At 47.5% G+C, this 21,647-nt stretch carries 19 protein-coding genes; 4 read left to right on the forward strand and 15 right to left on the reverse strand.

What is annotated here, in order from left to right; all coding sequences use genetic code 11:
* Positions 1-10: 10 nt before the first annotated feature.
* From C6W44_RS09110 to C6W44_RS09120, 3 genes are read right to left on the reverse strand one after another with little or no spacing between them, the layout of a single operon-like run.
* Positions 11-1,198, reverse strand: a complete 1,188-nt coding sequence (locus C6W44_RS09110; protein WP_105245090.1) for a cysteine protease StiP domain-containing protein — start codon at positions 1,196-1,198, stop codon at positions 11-13.
* A 53-nt stretch (positions 1,199-1,251) separates the two neighbouring features.
* Positions 1,252-2,070 (reverse strand): HAD hydrolase family protein, encoded by an 819-nt coding sequence (locus tag C6W44_RS09115; protein WP_105245091.1) that lies wholly within the window; start codon positions 2,068-2,070, stop codon positions 1,252-1,254.
* A complete protein-coding gene (locus C6W44_RS09120) occupies positions 2,067-3,314 on the reverse strand; it encodes a phosphoribosyltransferase domain-containing protein (RefSeq protein WP_105245092.1) in 1,248 nt (415 codons plus the stop codon). Before C6W44_RS09120 ends, C6W44_RS09115 begins: the two co-directional genes overlap by 4 nt.
* A 439-nt stretch (positions 3,315-3,753) precedes the next feature.
* Between C6W44_RS09120 and C6W44_RS09125 the strand changes: the two genes are divergently transcribed.
* Complete coding sequence (locus tag C6W44_RS09125; protein WP_105245093.1) at positions 3,754-4,008, forward strand: hypothetical protein; 255 nt, start codon at positions 3,754-3,756, stop codon at positions 4,006-4,008.
* Between the two features lie 65 nt (positions 4,009-4,073).
* Here C6W44_RS09125 and C6W44_RS09130 read toward each other — a convergent pair whose 3' ends face one another.
* Positions 4,074-5,198 carry an ATP-grasp domain-containing protein gene (locus C6W44_RS09130; RefSeq protein WP_105245094.1) on the reverse strand — a complete coding sequence of 375 codons (1,125 nt, stop codon included), beginning with the start codon at positions 5,196-5,198 and terminating at the stop codon, positions 4,074-4,076.
* Between the two features lie 448 nt (positions 5,199-5,646).
* On the opposite strand from C6W44_RS09130, the gene C6W44_RS09135 reads away from it, so the two are divergent.
* Positions 5,647-6,894, forward strand: coding sequence for a TerD family protein (locus C6W44_RS09135; protein WP_105245095.1), 1,248 nt, complete (start codon positions 5,647-5,649; stop codon positions 6,892-6,894).
* A gap of 131 nt (positions 6,895-7,025) precedes the next feature.
* On the opposite strand, the gene C6W44_RS09140 is transcribed toward C6W44_RS09135, so the two are convergent.
* The 3 genes from C6W44_RS09140 to C6W44_RS09150 form a co-directional block, all read right to left on the reverse strand.
* Positions 7,026-7,634 (reverse strand): TerD family protein, encoded by a 609-nt coding sequence (locus tag C6W44_RS09140; protein ID WP_075101067.1) that lies wholly within the window; start codon positions 7,632-7,634, stop codon positions 7,026-7,028.
* 46 nt (positions 7,635-7,680) lie between these two features.
* Entirely contained in the window at positions 7,681-8,433 is a 753-nt protein-coding gene (locus C6W44_RS09145; RefSeq protein ID WP_075101068.1) for a TIGR00266 family protein, read from the reverse strand.
* A 251-nt stretch (positions 8,434-8,684) separates the two neighbouring features.
* On the reverse strand, positions 8,685-9,260 hold the full coding sequence (locus C6W44_RS09150) for a TerD family protein (protein WP_105245096.1): 576 nt from the start codon (positions 9,258-9,260) through the stop codon (positions 8,685-8,687).
* Positions 9,261-9,573: 313 nt separating this feature from the next.
* Here C6W44_RS09150 and C6W44_RS09155 point away from each other — a divergent pair, with 313 nt between their 5' ends.
* Complete coding sequence (locus C6W44_RS09155) at positions 9,574-10,233, forward strand: 7-cyano-7-deazaguanine/7-aminomethyl-7-deazaguanine transporter (RefSeq protein ID WP_105245097.1); 660 nt, start codon at positions 9,574-9,576, stop codon at positions 10,231-10,233.
* 206 nt (positions 10,234-10,439) lie between these two features.
* Here the strand turns inward: C6W44_RS09155 and C6W44_RS09160 are convergent, their stop codons facing one another.
* From C6W44_RS09160 to queC, 8 genes are all read right to left on the reverse strand, one after another.
* Positions 10,440-11,501 carry a DUF475 domain-containing protein gene (locus C6W44_RS09160; RefSeq protein WP_105245098.1) on the reverse strand — a complete coding sequence of 354 codons (1,062 nt, stop codon included), beginning with the start codon at positions 11,499-11,501 and terminating at the stop codon, positions 10,440-10,442.
* A gap of 235 nt (positions 11,502-11,736) precedes the next feature.
* A complete protein-coding gene (locus tag C6W44_RS09165) occupies positions 11,737-12,312 on the reverse strand; it encodes a TerD family protein (RefSeq protein WP_105245099.1) in 576 nt (191 codons plus the stop codon).
* A 258-nt stretch (positions 12,313-12,570) separates the two neighbouring features.
* Positions 12,571-14,868 (reverse strand): bifunctional 23S rRNA (guanine(2069)-N(7))-methyltransferase RlmK/23S rRNA (guanine(2445)-N(2))-methyltransferase RlmL, encoded by a 2,298-nt coding sequence (gene rlmKL / locus C6W44_RS09170; RefSeq protein WP_105245100.1) that lies wholly within the window; start codon positions 14,866-14,868, stop codon positions 12,571-12,573.
* 127 nt (positions 14,869-14,995) lie between these two features.
* Positions 14,996-16,192 carry a mechanosensitive ion channel family protein gene (locus C6W44_RS09175; RefSeq protein WP_227526407.1) on the reverse strand — a complete coding sequence of 399 codons (1,197 nt, stop codon included), beginning with the start codon at positions 16,190-16,192 and terminating at the stop codon, positions 14,996-14,998.
* 158 nt (positions 16,193-16,350) lie between these two features.
* Positions 16,351-17,847, reverse strand: a complete 1,497-nt coding sequence (locus tag C6W44_RS09180; protein WP_105245102.1) for a dihydrolipoyl dehydrogenase — start codon at positions 17,845-17,847, stop codon at positions 16,351-16,353.
* 79 nt (positions 17,848-17,926) lie between these two features.
* On the reverse strand, positions 17,927-18,424 hold the full coding sequence (locus tag C6W44_RS09185) for a peroxiredoxin (protein ID WP_105245103.1): 498 nt from the start codon (positions 18,422-18,424) through the stop codon (positions 17,927-17,929).
* A gap of 343 nt (positions 18,425-18,767) precedes the next feature.
* Entirely contained in the window at positions 18,768-19,097 is a 330-nt protein-coding gene (locus tag C6W44_RS09190) for a hypothetical protein (protein ID WP_105245104.1), read from the reverse strand.
* A 249-nt stretch (positions 19,098-19,346) separates the two neighbouring features.
* On the reverse strand, positions 19,347-20,123 hold the full coding sequence (queC, locus tag C6W44_RS09195; RefSeq protein ID WP_105245105.1) for a 7-cyano-7-deazaguanine synthase QueC: 777 nt from the start codon (positions 20,121-20,123) through the stop codon (positions 19,347-19,349).
* Between the two features lie 385 nt (positions 20,124-20,508).
* Here queC and ttcA point away from each other — a divergent pair, with 385 nt between their 5' ends.
* On the forward strand, positions 20,509-21,642 hold the full coding sequence (gene ttcA / locus C6W44_RS09200) for a tRNA 2-thiocytidine(32) synthetase TtcA (RefSeq protein WP_105245106.1): 1,134 nt from the start codon (positions 20,509-20,511) through the stop codon (positions 21,640-21,642).
* Positions 21,643-21,647 lie beyond the last annotated feature (5 nt).

Consider the following 21,647-nt stretch of genomic DNA (forward strand, 5'->3'; position numbering starts at 1 on the left):
ACTATGTATATTAACAGTCGTCTTTGCTGCGTTGTTTGATAAGAGTGATGGCGTGATAGGGTAGTATTTTATCACCTAATACACTGATATGGATATCTCGCTCGTGACATAAATGTCGTAATAGGAGCGTATCGGGATGATCGGCGCAGGCCAGCAAGATACGCTCAGGGTCTCGGCGTAGTATCGCTCTGGTAGCCTCGGCAATGGTTGGCTTGATGCGATTGCGGTTGGTGATGTGATAATCGGCGGCAATGCTATCGATTAAACCTGCGGTCCGATAGCGTGGCTGCTGATACATTGGCAAGCACTGCATGGGGCGCTGGAGGGTTTGCCGCGCACGATCGATTTGCTCGATGAAGGCAAGGCTGTGATCGATTGCACGCAGCTCCTCATAAAACACGCTGCGGTGTAGCCCTGATTGCGGCTCGGTATACAAACTGCGAGAAATCAGCCCCGACACCGTACTGTTTAATAGTCCCGATGGAATCAGCCAGTCCTCACTGCTTGCTGCCAGCCACGCCACCCCTGCAGGGTCGGCCAACGTCAGTAGGGGGACGACGCCTGCGCCTTGATGAAAAATATTGGCAAAGTACGGCTGATTGGGTTGATTAAAAGGCCGCAAGCTGCGCTCAAGCTCTCGATAAATCGCGCCTTTTCCCGTCCAGCCATCGACAAAGACAATCGGGCTGCTTGGATGCGCGTCCAGTATCATCTGCAGCGCGACAGGGTCAAGCCCGCGATCTCGGATGATACTGATACCATAATGTACACTAGGCAAAGCGTAGCTGCTATCGCTATCTGACCTTTCATCATCTGATAGGGCACGCTGTAATAACACACCAATGGGCAGTCCTGCCCGCACTAAGCTGACCAGTACCAGCGGCTGCTCATTATCCACTGTCTGCCCAAAGATATCGTGCAATGTATAAGCCAAATTAGTAATATCGTTTGCCGTTCTATCTGCGCCCTGCGCTAGTGCTTGCTGATACAACTGCTCATGCATGGCGGTCGGTGCCTGCTCTAGTGTCAGCATATCAGAGTAATGACGCTGGCCACTTTGGATCAGCGCTTCTTTTTGACTGACAGGGATATCGGCGACTGTTTGTTTGTCGACGATGTCGAGTAGTACGGTGACATCAGAGGGCAGGTAGCTGCCTGAGCCGTATTGTGCGAATGTCTGCATGTTGGGATAGGTCATAAAGATAGTTACTTATATAAGCGATTGTCATTATTCACGATATCTACAGGCCGTTAGAGGCTAATACTGTCATGCATCTGACCGTGATTTGGCATGCCATACCAGTCTAGTAGCTGCAAAAACGGCAAATCGGCTAAGCTATCACCAAAGCCAAAGCTTGGCCTGCTGCTCTCTAAGTGCTGCTCTAGCAAGAACTCTACCGCATGACGCTTGTGCACAGCATGCGGCAAAATGGCTAAGTTATTTGCATTGACATGCACATAGAAGTCTTGATCAAAGTTTCGTATCAATTTAGGCAACTGCTCAGCGAGCTGTATCAGAGCTTGATGATTTTTTTGCGCGTGTTTGATAGCAAGATAGATGGTCAGTTCTTTGTTTTCAGTGCCGTTATTAAAATAATCTTTATGCGCGGTAAACTTTAAATGGTTGTTGTCGCTGCTGCTGTGCTGAGTAAATAACTGGCTTAGCTGCCCCAGCTTCTCCTGCAAGGGCGCAAGCTTGCCATACATGCGCTGCTGCCACTGCGTCTCAAGCTTGCCCTCTTGAGTTAAAATAATCGCCCCATGAGTCAATACCTGCCAACTATCAAAGGGCAGTCTCACCCGTTTGATCTCTTTGCGATCGCGGGCAGTGACCACTATCAATTCAGTACTCGCTAATAACCAATTAACAAAGCTTGCTTGTCGCTGACTCATAAAGCTCAGCGGCTCGCCCTGTTTATTGACACTCGCACACACTAAGTTTTCAGATTTAGACGTTGGCAAGTTCCAAGCATCTATTTTGCGCTGCGTCTGAAATAGCGTATCGTCTAAATCCATGAGCGCGTAGGGCTTTATTATATCAGGACTCGCTTGAAAGAAAGAGATAGTCATAGATCTGCCCCTACAACCAATACATTATCTAAACCTTGCCACATACTATCAACGCTATCGCTAGCGGTCTCTACGCATAGCACAATCAAGTCCCAGTCTTTTGGCTCGACGTTATATACAAAGTTGGTCATGCCAAGACCATAATGATCACGAAAGCTTAGCATTGTACCGATCGCGCCGCCAAGAGCAATCGGTGAGCGTGTCAGCGCGCCAAATTTGACGGCAGCTTGCGTTTGGCTTTCTAGCCACTCTGCCAACAAAAACGGCAACCAAACAAACTCATTACTGCCTAATACCAATATGCGCGCAGGCCACTGAGGCTGGCTGGGTGATACCTGCTCGCGAAAGCGTGTAAATACCGTTTGGAAGTGCGCGAAATAACGATCAAACCCCTCTGTACTATCGAGCGTTGGGAAGCGCCCCCAATTGCCGGTGTCACCTAACGGCTGGCTACCAGCTTCGGTGGTATCGACGGCTGGCATCGTGATCGGCTCAGGATTGGGGGCATCTGTCCAAGTCCATGCGCCAGACAATAAGTGATGACGATAAAAATCAATATCAGGCAGGCGGCTAGATATAGCGTCCGCAGTATCCGTGGTTTCTTGCTGTTGATTGAGTGACCAATCAACCAGCGTGGTCAGATGTACTTGCTCTAGCTGACTAAGACCAGCGTGACGTAGGGCAGTGACGACATTGACGCAGGTGTTGCCTGTCGAAGCCTCGTCATCGACCATAATAAGTGTCTTACTAGCAAGTAATTGCGCTTGCGTTGCTTGCTCTGCACTTTGGTAAATCAAGTGCTGGCTGGCGTGACTGTGATCTTCGCTAAAAGTCGTTAGCAGGCAGGCGCTGTCGTTAGGTGCGGCGTCAGCGCTATGCTGGGCGTGACGGGTGGAGTTGAGCAGTAGCGCGTTGGGGTAGCGGGTTTGCAGCGCTTGATGCACGCCTGCCGATAGTCCTACCGCCGTTTCTGCCATACCAACGACCAAAATAGGCTCAGGCAAATGGCTGGGAATCAACGCAGCCAAATCAGTAAAAGCGGTACGCATGGTGCTGGGAGCGATAGGAATATGGCGACCTAAGACTTTTGAGACAAACAAAAATGCGCGCTTAGGATTGATGCGCTGAGCAAAGCCCAATAAATCATTTAATTGATACGCTGCATGGCCGTTATGGCTATTGGTTTGATACGTGAGATCAAGGATACCGCGAGGTAGCTCGATGGTGGTACGCTGCTTTGGCATTCATTTTCCTTTTAGAGTTATTCAAATATACTTAGGTTTATATTTGATTTTTATATAGTCAATTGAAAATAAAACTGTTGTATAAACTTAAACGCGCTACTGGTATAAATTTTACTTGCGTGCTGCGTTCCCAGAGGCTGCGCAAAATTCATCCCAGTAGCGCTATGTTCTTTTTAGAGTGCATCGACTATAGTTGGTTTTCATACTGAAATTTTTACACTCAGGCCTTTTCAACTGTGGTGCCCTTGATGGTGATATGAGCCTTGAGCCGCGTTTTTACAATCAATAAATATAGCCAATCCGGCATCATATTGGCACACTTTATGTCATGTGCGACTGGCATTCATTTTGCGCGGCATCTGTCGGTGTTGGCACAGCACGCAAGAGAAACAAATACCAGTAGGACGGTACTGTTTTAAAATAGGTTAACCATAGCCGCATGATAACTGAAATCAGCGGTCGCCGTTTATGTTTTGTAGACCTCTATGATGACGGGCGGGCGCTGTCATTTTTTGGCTGTTTTTTGACCGTTTTTTTAACCAAAAAGCGAGTTTTCAATATCTCAATCAATTCAATTGAAGGCATGCTTTCAGCAAAAAGGTTTTTAGAATACACTCTAAAAACCTTTTTTTATGCTGCCGCTTTCTTGATGTTGACTATCGGATATGGCTTATTTTGCAAGCAGCGTTTTTAAATCAGCGTCTTTACAGTAATTGTCTTTAAAATAAGGGTCTGCATCAAGGGTAATAAACAACAGTTTTATTTAATTTTGACACTGGTCATCAAAGAGCGAACCTGACAGGGAGTGATTTGCCCGATGACGTCAGCCAGTTTGGGCTTGTCGCTCAGACCCAACCAATAACCAAAACCAATTTGAGTCAAGTCGACAGCGCTGTGCGCCGTATAGCCGATACCACCTGAGGGGCGGCTGTTAATCTCAAGGACACGGTGCTGGCCGTCGCTATCGGCCTTGGTCTGGACGCTAACGATACCATCGCAGCCAAAGGCGCTAATCAATGGAATCACCACTGCCATCACCTCCTGATCGTAGCCGACATGCTGGATTTTTCCTGTCTTATGGCGTGTAACGGCCGCCAGCACCTCACCGTATTCACACACCACGTCGATAGAGTATTCTTGGCCTGATAGATAGGGCATCAGTAGCATAGGGATAGGACGCTCATGCACCATCTGGCTATGGCTATATGCCTGCAAAAACTGCTCGGTGCTGATTTTTTTCTCTTCGGTAAAGTACAGATGCTCAAAGCTGTCATAAAGATCAGCTGCTTCCTTTCCGGTATCAAGCCGCCAAAACCCTTGGGCAAAAATACCTGTGACCGGCTTGACACACAGCGGCTGATCGCCGTATTTATCCAGCAATGCTTCAAGCTCGGCTAGGGTATCAAACCGCCACGCCTCGGCTACAGGAATGTTATGCGCCTGACAGTGCTGCATAAAGGCAAACTTATCATCGATGGACGCTAGGGCGTCGACACTGGTGGCCCCTGTCAGTAGGCGGATGCCAGCCGCCGCAAACGCGTCGCGCTTTGCTTCGTAGTCTATGCTGTTGCGCCCTGTCAAAAGGACTTTGACCTGCTGCTGCTGGGCTTGTTCGAGCACAAACTGCCAGCGCGGCATATCAAGAGGGGGCATTTGCTTAGGAACATCACTTGCGGACGCTAAAGGCTCACGATAGACCGTATCGGCCAGCGAAAAGATTTCAGGTCTATCATGGCGATGTGAAGCAATGATATGCAGTGGCGCGCTCGTTTTGGTTTTTAGAGCTTGCAGGCTAGCGAGCATATCGCGCTGGCTGGATTGACCTTCAGCCAACCAGACGGCTAGGGGCGCTGAGTGAAGAGTAGCGTTTGCAGGGTTGTTCATGGGTCTCTCAGATGCTAAGGGTTAGGGGTAGTATCGTGGTCCGATCGTCACTGTTTCTCAAGCACTTTATTATCAGAGCTTTATTTATCAGAGCTTTATTTATCAGAGCTTTATTTATCAGAGCTTTATGGCATAGGAATAGTGAGCGCACTTTAATATCAGTAGCACTGGGCTTATTTTCAACTGACTGCTACTATAGAGCAATGTGCAGGGCATGTCTTCGATTCACGCGATAACTATCTGAATGGGCTAAAAATGGCCAAATCTTGGCAAGCATCGTTAAATGTCGTCAAATAGCAGGTCAATATCCCGATACTAACGGCGCTATTTTCCTTGTTTGACCGCAATTTATCTCATTTTTATCACTATTTCTGAAATGCAGACACAGCCTAGTATGATCCATTAAGCAATAAAAAATAAGCATTATTACTTATAAGAAGGACAGAATATGAGCCAAAACCAACCGCAACAATTGGTGGCGGGTGCCAACGCGCCATTACCCAATGACCATATCAGTATTCGTATCATAAGCCAAAACGCGGTAGATTGCGCCGCTTATCGCTTAACTAGCGATGGCAAGGTACGCGGTGATGGCGACATGATATTTTATGGTCAGACCCGCAGCGACGACGGCAATGTCAGCTTTCGCGGCCATGACAGCGATGGGTTTTTTGATATCAATTTGCCCGCGCAGCCTGCCAATATCGACAAGATTGCTTTGGCATTCTCTAGCGAGCAAACGCTGGCGCAAATCGGTGATGTGGATATTCAGGTATTGCAGGGCAGCCAAGTATTATTGACCTGCCAGCTAAATAGTACTGGCCGCTCCGAAAAAGCCATTATCTTGGCCGAATGCTACCGCCGGCAGGGCAGTTGGAAGTTTCGTTTTATCGCGCAGGGGTTCAATGGTGGTCTCAAGCCATTATCTGAGCATTTCGGGGTCGAGATTGCTGATGAAGCGCCAGCACCAAGCCAAGCAGCACCTCAAGCACAGACGATCAATGCACAAAAACCCAATCAACCTGCTCAGGCCACCCCGCCGCCGATACCCGCCAGTCCTACGGTAAATTTAAACAAAATCACCTTAACCAAAAATCAGTCCAGCATCAATCTAAAAAAACGCGACAATTTTGGCAAAATCGCGGTCAATCTCAACTGGAACCAGCGGCCAAATGCCGATCAAAAAACGCCCAAAAAAGGGCTATTAGGCGATTTATTTAAGCAGCACAAATCTGGCGGCATCGATTTGGATGTCGGTGCGATGATTCATCTAAAAAATGGCGAAAAAACCCTGATTCAAGCACTGGGCAATCGCTTTGGTAGCTTGCAGTCGGCGCCTTATGTGTGCTTGCGGGCTGATGATAGAACCGGGCAGGTGAGTGACGGTGAATGGCTCGATATCAATGGCCAACAGTGGTCGCAGATTGAGGAGGTGTTTATTTTTGCCTTTATTTATGAGGGTGTGCCAAACTGGGCCCAAACTGATGGGGTGGTGACCATTCACGTGCCAGAGCAGCCACCGATTGAGACTCGTCTGACAGAAGGCACCAGCAACCTGCCTATGTGCGCCATCGCGCGGCTGGTCAATCAGCAAGGCAGCATCAATGTCGAGCGTATCAACCAATATTTTAAAGGTCACCAAGAAATGGATAAGGCCTTTCATTGGGGCTTTAGCTGGAAGCGTGGACGTAAGTAAGACCTAATCCCAATCTTCAAGTATCAGTATTGAAGCATCAGTATTCAAATATCAATCAGCCCGTCTATGATAAATAGACGGGCTGATTTTTTGTAAACAAAAACAGTTATAGTAAATACAAGTAGCACCTATTAAGCATGCGGGGTAATCGCAGGCATCAAGTCATGAAAGGTACGACCAGAGGCAGTCTCGCCGATGGCGTGCATCTTCCACTCGCCGTTATGACGATAGACCTTGGCCATAATCATCGCAGTATGGCCGCCTTGTGCGGATAAATTATAGCGCGCCACCTCAGCGTTGTTGCTGGCGTTGACGATACGGCAAAACGCATTTTCGACGGTCTCAAACGTCTGACCGGTAAAGCTATTGACCGTAAATACCAGTGACGTCACATTGCTTGGGACGCGCGCGAGATCGACGTTGATGACTTCATCGTCGCCGTCACCATCGCCAGTACGATTGTCGCCTGTATGGACGATGCTGCCGTCTTTTGATTTTAGCTGGCTAAACCAAATCGCATCGACGGCTTGTTTGCTGCTATCGAACATGATGCAAGAGGCATCAAGATCGATAGAGTCGCCGCCGCTACCACCGCCAAACAATTTACCCAAAAACCCGCCTTTTTGTGCTTGAGGCCCTTGAGCCACATCCCAGCCGAGGCCCAGTTTGACTTGTGTCAGCTCGCCGCCAGCTTCTTTGCTTAAAGAGATTTTTTGCCCTTTTTGTAGATTAACTGCCATGAGATTGTCCTTATAATAATTGTGAGTAAAAACGAACAGCGCCGCGCTATAAGATATTGTCTAAAAAGCCACCGCCGCCGCCGCGACCGCCTGAGCTGGTGCCTAGGATGCTTTGTAGCCAGCCTTGGTAGCTGTCACGGTTGCGTGAGCAGATGATGACTTTGCCGCTACCTGAGAAGTTTAGCACCATACCTTCGCCGCTGGTGACGGAGTTGATGATATTGCTCATGATGCCTTTTTTCTTACTGGTCGACACCGACAGTTTATAGTCCAAGTTTGAGTCCCAGCAGACCACGTGACCGTTATCAATGATGACGTCTTTGTCTGGTGTCACCTCAATCTCAAACAGCGAGCCAAAACCTGATACCACCACTTGACCTTGGCCTTGGGTCTGCATCACCATAAAGCCGCCGGTATCGCCAAATACTGCGCCGCCAAGGTTGCGCTGAATATTGGCTCTGATATCGACGCCTGTTTGCGCGGCGACAAAAGCTCCATCACTGAGTGTGTATTGCTGCTTGCCGACCTCGATGATTTGCATGTCGCCATCTAGCGTTGGTGCAAGCAGGCAGTCTCCTTCGCCGCCCGTCGCTTCTATCTGCTGCTGAAATAGGGATTCGTCATTGGCAAAGCGGCGCATCAACGACTGCATCAGCCCGCCTTGTAGCTTGCCTTTTAACTCAAGATTGGACTCCATCATGACCATGGCGTTGGCTTCACAATAAATAGAGTCACCCTTTTTTAGATTGCAGTGCAAAAAAGGCTCAATGGTACCGATTAAGCTAAATGTCGCGGCCATAGGGGGCAAATCCTTCTTTTAATCTTTTTGATAGAGGCGATGTCACAGGGGCTGATTTATAAAGCTTTATGCTGAGTAATAAACATAAAGCCATCAAATGTGAAAAATGAGCACACTTGATGGCTTATTTGCTGCCGCAGTCCTATATAGATGGTGACTGCGACGATGGAGGGTTTAACCCTTGATAGATTTAAACCATGATAAGTCTAGATCTTGATAAGTTTAAACCCAGATAAGGTTAAACGATGGCGTTATACATTTACGCCATAAGAAGCCGCTAATGGGCCAAGACCGCCATTAAAGCCTTGTCCAACCGCGCGGAATTTCCAATCGCCGTTGTGGCGATATAGCTCACCGAAGATCATAGCCGTCTCGGTGCTACCGTCTTCTGATAGGTCGTAGCGAGCGATTTCGGCTTGTCCATTATCATTGACCACGCGGATATAAGCGTCGCCCACTTGGCCGAAGTTTTGGTTACGGGCTTGGCCTTCGTAGATGATGGCACAGATGGCGACTTTGCTGACATCCGCTGGGACATTGGCTAGGTTGATTTTGATTTTTTCATCATCGCCGTCGCCTTCGCCAGTACGGTTGTCACCGGTGTGCTCGACCGCGCCGTTGTCTGACTTTAGGTTGTTAAAGAAGATAAAGTCTTGATCGTTACGGACTTTACCCGCTTCATTCAACAAAAAGCCGATGGCGTCTAAGTCAAAATCTTGACCGTCGGTCGCCCGCGGATCCCAGCCAAGACCGACTGTGATGTTGGTCAAGCCTGGCGCTTCTTTTGATAAGTTTACGTTGCCGCCTTTTGTTAAGCTAATAGCCATATAAATATCCTATGAATTAATAATTAAGAGTTTTTGGTGTTATAAGTCAAAAATAGGGCAGTCATGACTATCTGGGCACAAAAGATCAATAAATCGACCTGTACGCCATATCCTGCCTATCGTTACGTCTAACTATACTAAGCGATTGCTGAGTAAGCAAGGCGTATTTTGTGTGACTATACAACATGTATCTTTCTGTCTACAAAAAAGTAAGATTATGACCATATCCATCGTCGTTTCGCTATTTATCTGATTATCATTTATAATAGCGCGCTCAGGTTCCCTCTACCCTGCTGTAAAAAAAGGCCGATTTATGAGTATTAGTACTGTTTTGACAACCCCGATCGAACCCATTCGCTATCGCCGCGCGCTATTTTGGCTGGTCAGCCTGCATATCTTTATCATCGCCAGTAGTAACTACTTAGTGCAGATACCTGTCGAGCTGTTTGGCTTTATTACCACATGGGGCGCTGTTACTTTTCCCTTTATATTCTTGATTACTGACTTGACCGTGCGTATCTTTGGTCAGCATTTAGCCAGACGTATTATCTTTTTTGCGATGATGCCTGCGCTGATGATTTCTTATTATTTTTCTGTGGTGTTTTCAAATGGTCAGTTTATTGGTCATGAGCATCTGCTGGATTTTAATTTATTTGTCTTTCGCATTGTACTGGCCAGTTTTAGTGCTTATGTGGTCGGACAGCTGCTGGATATCCAAGTATTTAATAAACTGCGCCGTTTGAGTATTTGGTGGGTTGCACCGCTCGCATCGACGTTTATCGGCAATTTGGTCGATAGCTTTTGCTTTTTTGCCATCGCTTTTTATAAAAGCCCAGATCCTTTTATGGCGTCGCACTGGATTGAGATTGGTGCGATAGACTATTTGTTTAAGATAGTGATGGGCGTGTGTGTTTTTTTACCGCTCTATGGCGTGGTGTTGGCAAAACTTCAGAAGATGCTGGCAGGGAAGTAAACACCAGCAAAGATAGTGAGCACCTTAATGCCAGTAGGACGGTACTGATTTTAAAATAGATTAACGATATAAGGCTGTGGATATCACGCTAGATAATGAGCGAAGTCTGCAAGCGCACATAAAAAAACAGGTTATACCAATTGCTTGATATAACCTGTCATTTGACCACTTAATGAAATCGAATGCTGACACTAAACACAGCTGCGTTATTCAAGTGCTTGGCGTTTACGGTAGTTGAGTGATGCTACAAAGGCCCAACCAATAAAGGCAATACCGATAAGACCAGTGATCAGCTCTGGCACGTGGAATTTCACCGACAATAGCATGATGATGGCCAAAGCACCGATGGCATAATGCGCGCCGTGCTCTAGATAGACAAACTCATCGAGCGTGCCTTTATCGACTAAGAAAATAGTCATCGAACGGACAAACATCGCACCGATGGCAAGGCCTAGCATGATGACAATCACGTCATTGGTAATGGCAAAGGCGCCAATCACACCATCAAAACTAAACGACGCATCAAGGACTTCTAGGTATAAGAAACCGATGATACCGCCTTTCATGATGGCGCTGGTGGCCTCAGATCCTGAGGTGCCGCCTTCGTGCTCTAGCTCTTCTTCTAAATCGCCCTCGAGCATACCTGATACCACTTGGACACCAAGATAGACAAGAATACCCCAGACGCCTGCGATTAATACCGCCGCTGATTGCTCAGCACTGGCCCACGATACCGCAACCATCAAAACGATCAGCGCCACAAACACGCTCATGGCATCGACTTTGCCCAGCTTTACCAAACGGCTCTCTAACCATTCAAACCAATGCACTTCTTTATCATCAAAGATAAAGTTTAAGAACACCAGCAATAAGAAAATACCACCAAAGGCAGAGATCTCTGCATGGTGTGCCATGAGTCTGGCAGAGTATTCTTCTGGGTTATACAACGCCAGATTGATCACTTCCATCATACCAAGGTCAGCAGTGACGGCAACGATGACGATTGGGAATACCAAACGCATACCAAATACGGCGATTAAAATACCAACCGTTAAAAAGATTTTTTTCCAAAATTCGTCCCAGCCTTTGAGGACTGAAGCGTTGACCACCGCATTATCAAATGATAATGAAATCTCCATGACGGCCAAAATAGCAGTAATAGATAGGGTGGTTATCATACCGCCCATACCGCCGTGTGAATATCCCCACCATGCCGCGATTGCAAGGGCAATAATGGTAAAGATAAAGTCTAAATAAAAATGTCTCATGACACATCCTGTCTGGTTGCGTAAAGCTAAGGTCGGCCTATTATAGGCACAAACTGCAAGAAAGTGGTTATCGCTAACCACTTTTTATGGATAATTTTAAACGAAACCTAAAGTATTGCTAGTCGTTTGCCGATGAAAAATTGTGACTGTTTTGCAACCAAAATTTGTACGTATCATCGTGTCTGACAGTGCGCTATGACTGTCTGATCGCTAGGGTAGAGGGTTATACTCAAAATTAGATATCGACGCCATATTGATGACACATCGCCTGCAAGCCGCCTGAGTAGCCCTGACCGACAGCGCGGAATTTCCATTCGCCATTATGGCGATATACTTCGCCAAATACCATGGCGGTCTCGACCGAGTAGTCTTCTGCTAAGTCAAAGCGAACGACTTCTGTACCTGTTTCTTCATTAACCACACGGATAAAGGCGTTGGCCACTTGACCAAAGTTTTGATTGCGCGCTGCCGCATCATGAATGGTGACTGTGACCACGACTTTGTCGATATCGGCTGGGACTTGGGTGAGGTTTACTTTGATGACTTCATCATCGCCATCGCCTTCGCCTGTACGGTTGTCGCCAGTATGCTCCACTGCGCCATTGTCAGATCTGAGCTGATTGTAGAAAATAAAATCATGATCACCGCGTACTTTGCCCGCGGTATTTAATAAAAATACACTGGCGTCCAGATCAAACTCAGCGCCAGAGGTAGCGCGCTCGTCCCAGCCAAGACCGATGAGCAGTTTGGTTAGGTTTGGGTCAGTTTTGGTAAGCGATAAGTTACCGCCTTTGTTCAGTGATAAAGCCATGGGATTGTCCTTATTATTAGGGGAGGGAGGCGCAGGATAAAAGCACGGGCCATGTCATGGCACATTTGAGTAGATTAAGCCGAGCAAAACCTATGATGGGATTGGTATTTGGACAGCCTGCGCTTTTTCGCCGCGTAGTAGTGCTCTATCATAACAACAAAAAATGGCCCAATCAAAGCCGATTGGGCCATTGTGATATTTGCTACAAAACACTACGAAAGCTGGGCAAACAAGGCGGGTATAGGCCTTTTTTATGCCTTAACGATGACGAATCTCAAAGCTTTGGTGGATGGGTTTTTTGATATTAAAATCGAAGCCGATGGTCTTTGGCGTGATATTGACAATATCGTAGCGCTCGCTTAGCTGCTCATCCAACTCAAAACGGGTGAAGTTATTAGAAAAATACAACACGCCATCAGAAGTTAAGCGGTTCATGGCGCGATTGATAAGGGCAGCATGGTCGCGCTGCACATCAAAGGTGCCTTGGAATTTTTTTGAGTTGGAAAAAGTCGGCGGATCGATAAAGATAATATCAAACTGCTCAGTATTGTCCTTGATCCACTCAAAAATATCGGCAGCGACGAACTGATACTTGCTCCCACTGACATCCAGACCATTTAAGGCAAAGTTTTGCTTGCCCCAGTCGAGATAGTTTTGTGACAGATCCACGCTAGTGACTTTTTTGGCGCCAGCGAGTGCTGCGTGTACACTGGCCGTACAGGTATAAGCAAATAAGTTAAGTACTGACTTGCCGCGACTGTTGGCTTTGATACGGGCGCGCATGTTGCGATGGTCGATAAACAGGCCGGTATCGAGATAGTCGGTAAAGTTGACGTAAAAGTAAGCGCCATCTTCGCGTGCGATATAAAACTTACCGCGCTTTTCGCTACTGCCTTGTTTGCTGTATTGCTCATTACCTGATTGACGGGCGCGGGTTTTGATAAAGACCTGCTCGCGGTTGATATCAAACACCTCACGGATACCCATCAGGGCGAGGTTGAAGCGTTTTTTTGCGGTCTCAGGCGGGATGGTTTTGGGCGGTGCGTATTCTTGCACGTGCGCATAATCACCATACAGGTCAATGGCAACTTTAAAGTCGGGCAAATCAGCGTCATAGACACGAATATTGCTGACATTGTCTTTTTTGGCGAGTTTTTTAAGCTTGGCGAGGTTTTTTTGTAGACGGTTGATAAAGTCTTGCCCGCCCTCTACCGTGATGTCACGCCTCTCAAAACGACTGACCAGATGGCCTATTTGTCCAGCGATAAGGGTCCCATAACGAAAATAAACCGTAATGGCACCGTTGTGACAGCGCAGGGTTTTTGGTTCTTTGATTGGTAAGATATCGACCTGTTCGACACGAGCGGCCAAGATGCCAAGCATTGGATTAATGCCACTACCTGCAAAGCTGTCTTGCAAAATAAGCCCGATTGACTGGTATAAAGGCTTGATAATGTCTTCATCGCCCAAACGCTCGCCATAAGGTGGATTGGTAATGACAAGCGGATTGCTCAAGCGGCCGTCATCGACCAGCGGCTTTAGCACACCGCCTAGTTGATTGAGCGCGCGCGTCTCGATATCAAGCAGCGGCAACAGTTCTTGCAACCCTGCGGCGATCAGGTTTTTTTCTGTGGCGAGTATCGCACCGCTATCAGCATCAAAACCCAAAATCAGCGGCAAGGTGTCTGGCTGCTCTTGAGCAATGGCGAGCGCCTCGCGAAAACGGTTTTGGGCATCCTCAATCATCTGCTGCCAGAGCGCATCATCATGATGTTGCCATTCATAAAATCCGAATTGATTGGCTGCTTTATCGATACCGACAGCATAATCACAATGCATCAAGAGCGCTTCGATAATAAACGTACCTGAGCCGCACATAGGATCGATAAGAGCGTTATAAAAAGGCGCGTTGCCTGCGTCGTTTTTCTTATGCCAACCTGCGCTATAGAGTAGCGCTGCGGCTAGGTTTTCTTTTAAAGGCGCGTCGGTCATGGCCACACGATAGCCGCGGCGATGCAAGCTGGTACCAGATAGGTCTAGATACAGCTCGGCTTGCTTGTCATTGACAGTAGCAAACACAGAAAAATCTGGGTTTTTGCTGTCGACGTTGGGGCGGCTGTCATATACTTCATTGAAGGTATCGGCGATGGCGTCTTTGATACGCAGCATCGCAAACTGCTGACTGACCGCCACGCGCTTATCGACAGACAGACGGATGGCAAAGGTTTGCTCTAAGTCAAACTGCTCAGTCCAGTTGACAGACTTTGCCAAACCATAGAGCTGCTCGGCCACATCATATTCGGTATTGATGTTTTTGCGTTTGATTGGCAGCAGTACCCGTGAGGCCACGCGTGACCAAAGACAGATGGTATACAGATCACGCAAGCCGCCAGTGACGGCCAGACGACCGGTGCTTTTGATATCGCTTTGAATACCAAAGCTGGTCAGCTCAGTCTGTAGCGGCGCTTCGAGCCCATCGGCACAGGTAACGATAAGCTCAAGCGACAACGCTGGCGAAGATGCTGTGGAAGATGCTGGCGAAGTGGTTTCGGTCATACGGATACCTGTGGTCTAAAAGGGTAAATGAGGCACATCAGCAATGGCGATGTTTAACCCGTGATTTTATCATATTTCCAGGTAGGATGGTTTAAAGTGGTGGGTATTGAGCAAGATAGTCGCGGCTTTACTGCTCATTTTTTGTCAGGGGTAGCGGCACTGATGACTGTGATACTACCTGCGTGGTGGTGGCAAAGGGCTTGGTGGCGATAGGATAATCGACGTCCTTTGGCATCAGCAAACGCATATGTGGATAAGGGGTAGAGATGTTGGCAGCATCGAACGCGCGTTTGATGTCCTCTTTGAGACCTTCTTTAATTTTTGGCATACGGGCGACGGCAGCAGGTTTTACCCAAAAACGCACGATAAAGAAAACTCCGTACTCACCAATTTCATCGACTGTCGCCGAAGTCTCAGGACGGCTGAGCACCACATCGGTGTCACTTAGGACTTGTAGGATCTCTTTGCGAGCGGTATCGATATCGTCTTCAAAGGCGATACGCACACGAATATCAAACCGTATAAAGTTTTTGGAGGTTAAATTGGTCACCTCAGAGGAGGCAACATTGGAGTTTGGAATAATGACGGTTATGTTGTCCCGCGTCAAGATATGCGTGGTACGCAGGGCGATGAGTACCACTCGGCCTTCATTTTCATTGATATGAATCCAGTCACCTACTTGAAACGATTGCTCAAGCAAGATGGTGATGCCAGCGATAAAGTTGGCAAGGGTGGACTGAGCGGCAAAGCCTACCGCCAGACCGACGATACCGAGACCGGCGACCAGCGAGACGATATCAAAGCCAAACTGCGCCATGACACTGGCCAGACCCAGCACCAGTAGCAGCACAGACAAGATGTTTTTTAGCAGCTGCTCTATCGAGGCATTCAGACCATAATGCTGCAAGACTTTGTGAATGATCTGCCCAGATGAGGTCCAAAGCACATAATAAATACCTGCCCATGTGCTGGCCTTGGCAGTGGCTTTGATGGTTTCAGGCTCAAAGTATATCTGACTCATAATGGCAATCAAACTTGCCACAATCCAGATATAGCGCAGTACCGAGCGGACAATCTTGGTGCGCCGCTCATTCAAGTGTAGCTTTGTTTTGCTTTGCTTGAGAATATAAATCGCCAACCAATAAAAAAACCCAAGTACCGCAAGTAAGATCAGGATTTTGATGGCAGTACTGGCCAAATAGACCACCTGTGAGGACCAGTCGATTGACTCTTCATCAGCAGAGCCGCCAAGCGCCAAATAAAGGCTAGTATGCAGATCACGAATGATCTCTTGAAAAAAATCGGTAATACTAGCGATTGGCATTTTTTGGTCCATGCAGTGATGAGTACATGTAAAGGTATTAAGTTACCTGAAATTAGGGAGGCAAGCAAACACAAGATACGCCCTGATCGCCTGCAATGCTACCTTTTTTGTCAGGGTTTTTATGAGGGCGTGTCCTTCCTGTAAAACAGTCCAAATCCTTAAAAATTGTCTTCTTGCGTATCGTGGTACTGATAAGGGATTTTCATCTTGTGCTGTACATCGCGTAATGCTGTCCGTAGTCCTTCTAATATCGTAGGGTGATAAAATGGCGTGTCGAGCATGTCTTTGATATTTAAGTCATTGGTAATGGCTGTCGCCAAGATATGACCGATATACTCAGCATCAGGGCCAATCATGCTGGCGCCCAGTATTCTGTCGGTTTTTTTGCAGCCGTAGATATGGAGCAAGCCACAGTTGACTCCCATCACTCGACTACGACCTTGATTGTCAAAACTGACACGGCCGACGACGTACTCTAACTCTGGGTCTTGCTGAATCTCAGGAAGCGACATGCCGACGTTGACGATCTGCGGTGAGCAAAACACGATAGAAAAAGGCAAGGCAGGCGGACGTATATAGGCGTCTTTTTCATTGCCGCAGATCATGTTGCCTGCGCTGTAGCCTTCATCACTAGCAACGTGTAACAAAGGTATGTGTGCATTGGCATCACCCACGATATAGACGTTTAAGTCGCCAATTTGGCCGGTTTTTATACTGAGGTTTTTTGGTCGGTTTTTATCATCAAGCTCGACGCCCAAGTTTTCAATGCCCAGCTGCTTGATGGTATTGCGTCGACCGGTGGCGACCAGTACGTATTCGCCTTGCCACTGGCGCGCTTCGCCAGCACTGTCTTCATAATTGATAAATGCGGTTTGTTCTGGATGGTCTTGCGTATCGGTATGTCGTGTACCGACGTCTTTGATATCGCTACCTAGGTGCATGGTCAGCTCATGACTCAAGCAATCAATGGCTTTATTGTTGATGTCGTCGTCTTTGAGACCGGCCACGCGCTTGACACGATTAAATAGTGTGACCTCGGCGCCCAACCGAGTAAAGGCTTGCGCAAGCTCAAGACCGATGGCACCTGCGCCGACGACGGCCAATGATTTGGGTAAGTCATTGAGCTCAAAGACGGTATCAGAGGTAAGCAGGGTCGCACCCAGCTTATCTGCCCAGCCGTCTGGGATAAACGTCGAGCTGCCAGTGGCGACGATGATGTTTTTGGCGTCGATTAGCTCATTATTGACTTCGATCAGGCCTTGCTGGTTGATATAAGCGCGACCATCGATTTTTTTGTCCTCAGGCCAGCTCTCGACTTGTTTTTTGATATAGCTGGCAAAGTGGCTACGCTCTTCACGGACGCGTTCCATGACCCGTTTGCCATCGATTTGAGCGGTGGCATGCACCCCAAAGTCTGCAGAGTGATTGGCCTCATGGGCGCGGTCTGCAGCAGCAATCAATAGCTTGCTTGGCATACAGCCGACTTGGATACAGGTGGTGGTCCAAAACCCTTCATTGATAATGACGATGTCATCACGGGTTTTGCTGGCTTGTCTAAAGGCATTTTGACCAGCTGTGCCCGCGCCAATCACAGCCACCGATACGGTACGAGTGATTTTTTGCTCGGCACTATCAGCATTAGACGGTTGATTCATAGTATTCTCAAGTGTTAAGAAATGATTATTTAACCTAGATATCACAGGTGATGTCAGTGATTATTATCTTGTCAGCTGGTTAAGGCGTTAATGTTGCTAGCAGACGATCGGTATAGCCTTTGGCACGCAGGTTACGCTGTGCATGGGTAAGGGTGCCATTTTTGTCAAACACAAAGGCAGAGCGTACCAGCCCCAAGGTGATTTTGCCGTACATGTTTTTTTCTTTGATTACATCAAAATACTGGCAAAGCTTTTCGTCAGTATCGCTAATGAGCGGGATGTGTAAGTCATGCTTGGTGATGAATTTTTGATGAGAGTCGATGCTATCGCGTGAGACGCCAACGATATCGTAGCCCAAGTCATCAAACTCGTGGAGGCGCGCGGTAAACTCGGTCGCTTGTGTGGTGCAGCCAGGTGTGTTGTCTTTTGGATAAAAGTATAAAATTAGGCCTTTGTCGGTATGGGCGACCATCTCTTTTAGGCTGATGTCATCATGGATGAAGTGGCCGTCTAGCGCTCTGACGATGGTAACAGGAAAATCAGGTAACTTGATGCTCTCTGTGGTAGGCTTTGCCATGCTAATGTCCTTATGGTGTTATATAGTTAAATGAATGTAAAACTGTTATGGATTTAAACGCGCTACTGGTATAAATTTTACTTGCGTGCTGCGTTCCCAGACGCTGCGCAACCTACATTTAAAAACAGTATCCCAGTAGTTCTATGACATTTTTAGAGTGTATCGACTATAGAGGGTTTGTATAGTATGTATATCGCAAGTATAGCGAGCTTTATCAGCGTTATCATATTCTTATTATAAGCAGATTAGCAAAAATGAATAATCAGTTTTACACTTTGTCTATTTATCCTCAACAAAAAAGACTGGCAATGGCCAGTCTTTTGTACATCGTGCACCCGTTATCTTAAGCAGGTTTTTGTGGCTGCTTGAGGTCTAGACCGACTGTGCATTGCTGTAAGTCTTTTTGCATTTTTTTGACATATGGCAGATTGGAAGGGTCTTTTTTATTCTGTGCGTAGCTTTCGATTTCCCACATTTGACCGATGGTCATGTTGCTACGGACGTCGATGGTGCAATTGCACAGTTTGGTGGCGGTACTTTTGTCAGCGACTTTATATTTGACCGCGCCATTGACGCAGGTATTGATATTGTCTTGCTTGATATCAGCCGCGTTTGCTTGGGGTAACGCAAAGATGGCAGCTAGGGCTAGGGGTAATACTGGCAACAACTTCATAAATATCCTCTTACAGATGGCGTTTGTTTTATAAATTTGGTATGCGTCGCTGTTATCAAGGTACAGCGATATGCGGATGATATCGTCACTTAGGTTTTGTAATTAATGTCTTGCAATCGATGCAATCGCACATACCATAGCAAGGATAGGGCGCAAAATACAATGATGGCATGCTGTGTTAATGCAAGCGAATGTTTCGCAAATGTTGATTGTTGGGCTGCGCGCCTACAAAAACTGCGCTATCTGCGCTTAGGGCTGATAGCGGGTAGGGTCGACGACGCCTGCTTGGGCAAACCCTTGGCGGCGCAGCGCGCAGCTATCACACGTACCGCAAGCCAAGCCGTTGGCATCTGCGCGGTAGCAAGAAATCGTCTGAGCATAATCGACACCCAATGATAGACCAAGCTCGATGGTTTTGGCTTTAGACAGCTGCTGCAGCGGTGTCTGAATCGACAAATGATGACCGGTTACGCCTGCTTTGGTAGCGAGGTTGGCCATGTGTTCAAAGGCCGCGATATACTCAGGGCGACAATCTGGATACCCTGAGTAATCGACGGAGCTGACGCCAATGACGATATGATTGGCATCGGTCACCTCGGCCACGGCCAGCGCATAAGATAAAAAAATCGTATTGCGTGCGGGCACATAAGTATTGGGAATGGCGTCATTATCGACATCATCGTGCTGCTGATTGGGAAATGTGTCGGTAGCGCCATCAGGGATCGTCATACTGTGGTCGGTCAAAGACGAGCCACCCAACTGCGCGATATCGATATCAATGATACGGTGGCTGACCTTGGTAGTTTTGGCGATGGCTTTTGCAGCGACAAGCTCACTGTTGTGGCGTTGTCCGTAGTTAAAACTGACCGCTGTCACCGAGGCGTAGCGCGCCTTGGCCCAATACAAGCAGGTTACCGAATCAAGTCCGCCTGATAGTAGTACGACGGCGTTTTGCTGATGCAAATCTGTGACTGACTCGTCAGCAGCTTGAGAAGAGGAGGCGGGCGGCAAGGTAGCGTGAGTCATAGTGGCGTCTGTTATTGGTTGAGAAATAGTGAGTAGCTTATCAATGGTGATGAGCAAAAGTAAAGACTAACACCATAGTGATGGAGGCTATCTGGCTATTTTAGCAAAAACACCTGCCTGACAGAACCTTCAGGCGTCTTGTTAATGATGCGTGCCTAAAGCTAGCCACCGCTCGCGCCTGTGACAAGTTGCGCGGATAAATTAACGTCATCTTTTCAATCTGTTAGCAAACTTTGATATAATCGCAGCCGTCAGGGCACCTAGGGCTTCCAAAGTATCCAAAGTTTCCAAGATATCTATGTCAGCGCAGGCTCTAACGGATTGCCGATGGATAGATTGCCCTTTATGATAGCCATATAATTTTAGTAAAGATATTGAGTAACTTATGACCGCAGCGACCATATTCACGCCAAACGCCATACCAGAGCTTGTTGATACAGCGGCCGATGCAGGCTTGGGCAATGATGACTTGTACCCTGAGCACGATAGCATAGAAGATGCTGCTGACAATAGCGTGGATGATGACGGTAGCACGTTGGAGCCTACGCAAACAGCGGCGTTTCGCAAACTACAAAAAAAGCTGCGCCGCCAAGTGTCGTGGGCGATTCGTGACTTTAATATGATCGAAGATGGCGATGTGGTGATGGTATGTGTCTCAGGGGGTAAAGACAGCTATACCCTGCTAGACATCTTGCTGCTACTCAAGCGTATCGCGCCGATTCACTTTGATATCGTGGCGGTCAATCTGGACCAAAAGCAGCCAGGTTATCCTGAGGATATTTTGCCCGCTTATCTGAACGAGCAGGGCATCGCTCATTATATCTTAGAAAAAGATACCTATAGTATCGTCAAAAGCGTGGTACCAGAAGGCAAAACTTATTGTTCGGCTTGTTCGCGCTTACGTCGCGGCTCGCTATATGGTTTTGCCAAGCAAATAGGCGCGACCAAAATCGCATTAGGCCATCATCGTGACGATATGCTTGCGACGTTCTTTTTAAACCTCTTTCATGGCGGCGCGCTTAAATCAATGCCACCAAAACTGCTCAGTGATGACAAGCAAAACTTGCTCATTCGTCCACTGGCCTATGTCGAAGAAAAAGACATCATCGAGTATGCCAAGCTCAAAGAGTTCCCCATCATTCCTTGTAACTTATGTGGCAGTCAAACCAATCTACAGCGTGCCATCATCAATGACATGCTACGTGAGTGGGACGATGCCCATCCGCAGCGTTTGGCGTCTATTTTTAAGGCCATACAAAACGTCGCACCATCACAGCTCGCCGACCGTGAGTTGTTTGACTTTGAGACCTTGAGCCTCGATCGTGATAATGAGGAGCGTCTGTTTGAGGGGGATAATATCCAAGCAGGGCAGACTCAGAGCTTGGCCGATATTGGTCTGCCTATCGCGCCTGAGACCCAAACGTTTAATCCTAAGTTTGCCAGCAAACCGCCAGCAGAGAAACCCACAGACAGCCGCTCTACCGCACAGAAGATTCCAACGATTAATCCTGTGATTTAAAGAGA

The organism is Psychrobacter sp. Marseille-P5312, assembly GCF_900291405.1.
GTDB lineage: Bacteria > Pseudomonadota > Gammaproteobacteria > Pseudomonadales > Moraxellaceae > Psychrobacter > Psychrobacter celer.

Bases quoted from the DNA above. Each gene is read 5' to 3' on its own strand.
- C6W44_RS09110 (WP_105245090.1), bottom strand. From the start codon at position 1,198: ATGACCTATCCCAACATGCAGACATTCGCACAATACGGCTCAGGCAGC.
- C6W44_RS09140 (WP_075101067.1), bottom strand. From the start codon at position 7,634: ATGGCAGTTAATCTACAAAAAGGGCAAAAAATCTCTTTAAGCAAAGAA.
- C6W44_RS09130 (WP_105245094.1), bottom strand. From the start codon at position 5,198: ATGAACAACCCTGCAAACGCTACTCTTCACTCAGCGCCCCTAGCCGTC.
- C6W44_RS09190 (WP_105245104.1), bottom strand. From the start codon at position 19,097: ATGAAGTTGTTGCCAGTATTACCCCTAGCCCTAGCTGCCATCTTTGCG.
- C6W44_RS09165 (WP_105245099.1), bottom strand. From the start codon at position 12,312: ATGGCTTTATCACTGAACAAAGGCGGTAACTTATCGCTTACCAAAACT.
- queC (WP_105245105.1), bottom strand. From the start codon at position 20,123: ATGACTCACGCTACCTTGCCGCCCGCCTCCTCTTCTCAAGCTGCTGAC.
- C6W44_RS09160 (WP_105245098.1), bottom strand. From the start codon at position 11,501: ATGAGACATTTTTATTTAGACTTTATCTTTACCATTATTGCCCTTGCA.
- C6W44_RS09150 (WP_105245096.1), bottom strand. From the start codon at position 9,260: ATGGCTATTAGCTTAACAAAAGGCGGCAACGTAAACTTATCAAAAGAA.
- C6W44_RS09185 (WP_105245103.1), bottom strand. From the start codon at position 18,424: ATGGCAAAGCCTACCACAGAGAGCATCAAGTTACCTGATTTTCCTGTT.
- C6W44_RS09135 (WP_105245095.1), top strand. From the start codon at position 5,647: ATGAGCCAAAACCAACCGCAACAATTGGTGGCGGGTGCCAACGCGCCA.
- ttcA (WP_105245106.1), top strand. From the start codon at position 20,509: ATGACCGCAGCGACCATATTCACGCCAAACGCCATACCAGAGCTTGTT.
- C6W44_RS09155 (WP_105245097.1), top strand. From the start codon at position 9,574: ATGAGTATTAGTACTGTTTTGACAACCCCGATCGAACCCATTCGCTAT.
- rlmKL (WP_105245100.1), bottom strand. From the start codon at position 14,868: ATGACCGAAACCACTTCGCCAGCATCTTCCACAGCATCTTCGCCAGCG.
- C6W44_RS09115 (WP_105245091.1), bottom strand. From the start codon at position 2,070: ATGACTATCTCTTTCTTTCAAGCGAGTCCTGATATAATAAAGCCCTAC.
- C6W44_RS09180 (WP_105245102.1), bottom strand. From the start codon at position 17,847: ATGAATCAACCGTCTAATGCTGATAGTGCCGAGCAAAAAATCACTCGT.
- C6W44_RS09120 (WP_105245092.1), bottom strand. From the start codon at position 3,314: ATGCCAAAGCAGCGTACCACCATCGAGCTACCTCGCGGTATCCTTGAT.
- C6W44_RS09145 (WP_075101068.1), bottom strand. From the start codon at position 8,433: ATGGCCGCGACATTTAGCTTAATCGGTACCATTGAGCCTTTTTTGCAC.
- C6W44_RS09175 (WP_227526407.1), bottom strand. From the start codon at position 16,192: ATGCCAATCGCTAGTATTACCGATTTTTTTCAAGAGATCATTCGTGAT.
- C6W44_RS09125 (WP_105245093.1), top strand. From the start codon at position 3,754: ATGATAACTGAAATCAGCGGTCGCCGTTTATGTTTTGTAGACCTCTAT.